At 38.9% G+C, this 5,459-nt stretch carries 7 protein-coding genes; all 7 read right to left on the bottom strand.

All coding sequences use genetic code 11. The annotated features are described in order from the left end of the window. Positions 1-745 precede the first annotated feature (745 nt). The 7 genes from PLK24_RS07730 to PLK24_RS07760 all read right to left on the bottom strand — a co-directional run bounded on the left by PLK24_RS07730 (position 746) and on the right by PLK24_RS07760 (position 5,192). The gene (locus tag PLK24_RS07730; RefSeq protein ID WP_324477876.1) at positions 746-1,156 is read right to left on the bottom strand and encodes a type II toxin-antitoxin system VapC family toxin; all 411 of its coding nucleotides are present in this window, start codon (positions 1,154-1,156) and stop codon (positions 746-748) included. A 6-nt stretch (positions 1,157-1,162) separates the two neighbouring features. Next, positions 1,163-1,393: a ribbon-helix-helix domain-containing protein gene (locus PLK24_RS07735; protein WP_218112540.1), complete on the bottom strand. Its 231-nt coding sequence runs from the start codon at positions 1,391-1,393 to the stop codon at positions 1,163-1,165. A 359-nt stretch (positions 1,394-1,752) separates the two neighbouring features. Then, positions 1,753-1,959: a hypothetical protein gene (locus tag PLK24_RS07740; protein WP_324477880.1), complete on the bottom strand. Its 207-nt coding sequence runs from the start codon at positions 1,957-1,959 to the stop codon at positions 1,753-1,755. A gap of 27 nt (positions 1,960-1,986) precedes the next feature. Further along, the gene (locus tag PLK24_RS07745) at positions 1,987-2,853 is read right to left on the bottom strand and encodes an REP-associated tyrosine transposase (RefSeq protein WP_324477882.1); all 867 of its coding nucleotides are present in this window, start codon (positions 2,851-2,853) and stop codon (positions 1,987-1,989) included. 51 nt (positions 2,854-2,904) lie between these two features. Further along, the gene (locus tag PLK24_RS07750) at positions 2,905-3,888 is read right to left on the bottom strand and encodes an aldo/keto reductase (protein ID WP_324477884.1); all 984 of its coding nucleotides are present in this window, start codon (positions 3,886-3,888) and stop codon (positions 2,905-2,907) included. A gap of 355 nt (positions 3,889-4,243) precedes the next feature. Further along, positions 4,244-4,636: a HEPN domain-containing protein gene (locus tag PLK24_RS07755; protein WP_324477886.1), complete on the bottom strand. Its 393-nt coding sequence runs from the start codon at positions 4,634-4,636 to the stop codon at positions 4,244-4,246. Between the two features lie 64 nt (positions 4,637-4,700). Continuing rightward, positions 4,701-5,192 (bottom strand): ferritin, encoded by a 492-nt coding sequence (locus tag PLK24_RS07760; protein ID WP_324477888.1) that lies wholly within the window; start codon positions 5,190-5,192, stop codon positions 4,701-4,703. Between the last annotated feature and the right edge of the window lie 267 nt (positions 5,193-5,459).

The following is a 5,459-nucleotide window of genomic DNA, read 5'->3' on the forward strand; positions in this document are numbered from 1 at the left end:
CAGGAAGTTGTATTTGTCCTTTTCCTGTTAAGCTCGTTTCCTCTCTAATCATTGAGGCAATCACCTTCCATGATATTGATTATTTCATTTAATATTTTATCAATCAATGAAATAATGACAAATGAGGCCAATCCTGGAAATACAGAAACGAGTAATAAATGACTTCATCCTGAGTCCTCGCTTTGTGAGGGCGCGAGGATCTTATGTTTTATGTCTTTATTCTTCAAAATATTTAAAAAGATGGGATTCTCACGTCGCAAAATACGCTCCTTAGAATGACGGAGAGGATGGAAGAAATTGCCACGTAGCATATATTACGCTCCTTAGAATGACGGAGAGAGCTGATGGGATTGTAACGTGCCTAAAGAGGCAAGGAGGATTTTTAAAAGACGAGGGGAGATGGGGTGAGGGGGCGAACAAAAAATAATAGAAAGAATTGAAAGATGAGATCCTCACGGCTTCGAAAAACGAAGCCTCAGGATGACGCCTGCGGTGTCAGATGAGATCCTCACGGCTTCGAAAAACGAAGCCTCAGGATGACGCCTGCGGTGTCAGATGAGATCCTCACGCGGGAGAAAGCACCGTTCATGTGATAACAGATTAAAGGTGCACTCCCCTCTGAATCTCCCTTTAATGGAAAATGAGTTTTATTCTACTCAATAACTCAACAACATGAAATTCCTCTCTTCGGAGGGGTGGAGTTTTATAATCTTAATGGTTATCTTTATGTAATTGCTTTCTTCTTTCAAAGATTATTCTGGAAATTTTCAAAGCCTTGATGAAGAAAGTGTGAATCGAAAGTAAATACTGTCGATATGTTAAGACGGTTCATAGTATAAAAAGAAGAACAATCTACTATGCTCAAACCTCGGGCATTCATTTCAAATAGAAAATAAATACTCGTATTGAATGAGTCTTCTTCTATCCAATCAATTAACAGTATTGGTTGAATTTTTCTAATAAATGTTTTTAAGGCATTGATACCCAATCTATTTTGAATCAGTGCACAACTTTCAACCAGTACAAAAGAATTAATAACCAACTCCGCCTTGGAATCTAATAGCTTTGCCCAAGCTGATTTAGCTATAGTATGATAATCGTCATTTCGATTGAGAACCGCCAAAAACGCTGAAGTATCAACATAAACATCTCCCACGGGAAGTTACTCCCAGTATTGGTCGTGGTTGATTGATAAGTCATGAGGACCACTAAATTGCCCTGCTATTTCTTTAGCCCTTTGGCGATTCATCTTATCAGAATGCGCTCCTTCTCCCTCTAGAAAATTGTCTACCGATTGGCGAATAAGCTCGGATAGGGAAATCCCTTTTTGATTGGCAATTTCTCGAAGCTTTTTTGATTGAGTTTCGGTTAATTGAATTTGAGTTCGAATCATTTATTTCACCTGTTTATTATGCTTACATGATGTATATATTATAACATCATGATGTAATTATTAGAATAAAGGTAACCGTTATTAGAATTAGAGGTCTTTATTCTTGAATTGAACTGGTTTTCAACCTGGTTAATTTATTGGGGAGTTTGTCAAATCAAACTCCCTACAAAAGAATTTAAAATTGTAGGGGTACAAGATATTGTACTCGATTGAGGTAGCAACATGCCACGGAATGTGGAATCTTGGTTTTCATCCTCACTTGGTGGTGCTAGGCAGAGTGAAAGTCTATCCTTAATTATTTATTGTCATTCTTTATGATTTATGGAATATGTTCTTTTTCAAATGCTTCGGCGATTTTCTCAAGGAGTTTTGGAAGTGAAGTTGATGGCTCGGGCATAACGGATTTTATCCTCTCTATATATTACTTCGTCTTTTTTAAATACATCGAGAAATAACGCCTGTTGGTGCAATTCATGAACGATTCGGAGATTTTGATAAAAATCAACCGGCGAGTTTCGTATTAAATTTTTTTCAAATTGTTCGAATAGCTTCTGATTTTTAATCATTTTGGGGTCAGGTCTTGATTCTTGAATTTAATCCTTTCTGGTATTTTTCTCAATAAACCTTTTTAAGACTCTACTGACTGTTGAATAGTGAACACCTAAATAATTGGCAATCTCTTTTTGAGTATAACCATGCTCAACATGAGCACTGTAAATCTTACTTTCTTTTTCTGGGTGTAGTTTCTCTTCGTTAAAAATCTCAGTTAACTTCTTCCGAGCTGCAAATCTTTCAACTCTGGGTAATTCTTGGATGGTTTTCTTCTTATCGATAAAATGTTCAATCTTTTCAACAAAGCTGTCCTTTCCTAAAATAAACCTCCCTTTTAGGTCTTTCCAGGGAGCTTCTATCCCAAGTCCAGCTAAAACAAAGTCTTCATAGCTTTTTTTGGCACTATTTTGTTCTTCATGAAACTGAGCAAGGATCCAGTCGGTTGATAAAAATTTGAGTTTTTCGGCTTGTCCAGCCGTTGCTTGATAGCTACTCCATTGCCATTCCCAGGGATATTGCACCATACCTGCTCGGACGGGATTTAAAACAATATACCTACACAACTCTAATAAATAGCTTTCCTTCTCAACTAAAATCGCCTTAAATCTCCCTTGGAATACATGGCCTACTGTCTTATAAGCCCAATTCAATTTTTGGGCATACACTCCGTTTAATTCCCTAATCCCCAGGGATAGATTCCCATTGGGAGTTTCTATCAGTAGATGGTAATGGTTCGGCATGAGACAATAGGCATAACAAATGAACTGATACCTGATTATCGTCTCATTCAGGATCTTTAAAAAGACCATTCGGTCTCGGTCATGGTTAAATATATTCTCTTTTTTATTCCCCCTGGCGGTGATATGATACAGAGCACCAGGGAATTCAATTCTAACTGGTCGAGCCATATAGAATAATCCTTCTATAAAAATTCAAGAATCAAGACCTGACCCCAAGTTTTACCAGCGGTGGTGAACATCCTGCTTTATAGAGGCTTCATAGATCTTTTGGATTTCTTCCATAACTTTTTCTCCGAGGGGTGGAAGGCTGGAAGCTTTGGCGTTGTCTTCAGCCTGCAGGGGATTTTTGGCACCGGGGATCACTACGCTCACTTCTGGAAACATGAGAATCCATTTCAGAGCAAACTGTGTCAGGTTAAATCCTTCAGGGATCAGATTCCGCAATTCTTCCACCGCTTGTAACCCTTTTTCATAATCTACCCCGGCAAAGGTTTCGCCCCGGTCAAAAGCCTGACCATATCGATTGTAGTTGCGGTGATCATCGGAAGAAAAGGTGGTTTCTTTGGTCATTTTTCCGGTGAGGAGACCACTAGCCAGTGGAACCCGGGCTATAACCGCTACTCTTCTTTTTCGACATTCGGCAAAAAACAGCTCTGTTGGTCGCTGCCGGAAAATATTAAATATAATCTGGACACTCTTCACGCCAGGGTATTCAATTGCTTTCAAGCCCTCTTCAACCTTTTCAACGCTTACTCCGTAATTCTGAAGTTTCCCTTGCTTCACTATGTCATCTAATACTTCGAATACCTCCGGTCGATAATAGACCTCGGTGGGGGGACAATGAAGTTGTAAAAGATCGATGGTTTCAACCTCTAAATTTTTTAAACTTCGGTCTACAAAGGCATTTAAATTTTCCCGGTTATATCCATCAGCTACATGGGGCGAGAGACGTCTCCCCGCTTTCGTTGCGACATAGATTCTCTCTTTTCGGTCTTTGAGAACCTTGGCAACTATCTTTTCACTTCGACCATCACCATAAACATCAGCCGTATCAATGAAATTTAAACCACAATCAATCGCTCGATGGAGGGCTGCAACGGCATCGTCTTCCTGTACCTTTCCCCAGCTTCCTCCGATTGCCCAAGCACCAAAACCAATTTCACTTACTGCCCATCCACATTTCCCAAAAATTCGGTAATTCATTTATTTCTCCTTACTTATGATAGTTTTTTTGAATTTGTATTTTCCTAATAAATCCATTTAATTTCACGGTTTATTCTTTTAAAAAAAGGCAATTCTTCTTTTCTCATTACTTCCCATTCCTGCTGGGTATAAATGAGAATATCAGTTGGTACCGGTAATTGATGCTCTTGCCAATCTTGATTTCTTTTTTCAAAAGGAAGATCGGATTGGGATAATATAATGATGAGGTCTTAAATCACTTCCCACTTCCCAATCACCTCGAGCATAGAGACCAAAATATCCAATTTGAACGACATTTTGGTTCATTTTGAGAATTGTATTTGTCCATTTTTTTAGGGATGAAATAACCTGTTTTTCATCTGGCTATTTGATGACCGATGAATTCAATGATCTCACTGGCATATTGAATTGCCTCCGAGCTTTGCAAAACATCATAATGCTCAAAATGAGCACTCTCAGGATGGCCATTGGGATAACGAGCGGGGATATAATAATTATCAAGAACTCGAGCTTTCTCAATAAGCAGCTCTGGAATTTCTATTGAATTAGGAAGCTCGTGAAGAAGGCGAGAGACAACATGTCCCCAGGCTTCTTGACGGTTTTTTAAATGAAGAGCTTTTACTACTTTTTCAGCGGCTTGTTGGGCTGCAAAACACGCCCATTCATGGCGGCCTGACTTTTGAGAATCAACGGCTTGTTCTAAATCTCGAAGAGCCTGCTTATACCAATCCTGGGAACGCTCTGGCATTCTTTCCCTCCAAAAAAAAATGAAGAATGGGTAGTTTAAAACTACCCATTCTCCTGCTAATTAATTATTCTTCTCTTTTCCCCAGTTCACGATCCAACATATGTAGACCATGGCCTTTTTCGCCAATCATCTTGAGGGTTGCAATAATATCTGAGGCGTTTTTCTCTTCTTCAACCTGTTCATCTATGAACCACTGCAACATGATTTGCGCTGGATAATCTTTTTCTTTTAAAGCAATTTCATAGAGGTTATTAATCATCGAGGTCACCAGTTTTTCATGTTCTAAAGTTTTTTCAAACATATCAAGAACATTTTTAAATTCGGTCTCTGGCTGATCTATTGCCTTTAAAAGAACTCGGCCGCCTCGATCATTGATAAAATCATAAAATTTCATTCCGTGTTCTTGCTCTTCTTTGGCTTGTACCTTGAACCAATGAGCTACTCCAGGTAGATTCATTGCTTCAGCTTGAGCTGCCATTGAAAGATATAAATAACCGGAAAAAAATTCATTTTTAATTTGTTCGTTAATTGCATCTTCAAGCTTTTTACTCATCATAGTAGCATCTCTCCTTTTTTGTGTTTATTCTATCTTATAAACCCATTGTGGGTTTGATAAATCAATGCTTGGATTAAAAAATTTTCTTTTTTAATTCATAAAAACTTTAAAAAATGAGATTGCCACGTCGCTGCGCTCCTCGCAATGACGGGGCGGGTGGGTGAGATCCTCACGTCGCACAAAACGCTCCTCAGGATGACGGGGCTGGTGGGTGAGATTGCCACGTCGCTGCGCTCCTCGCAATCAGACTGTGTCATAATTATTCTG

The organism is Atribacter sp., assembly GCF_035418125.1.
GTDB lineage: Bacteria > Atribacterota > Atribacteria > Atribacterales > Atribacteraceae > Atribacter > Atribacter allofermentans.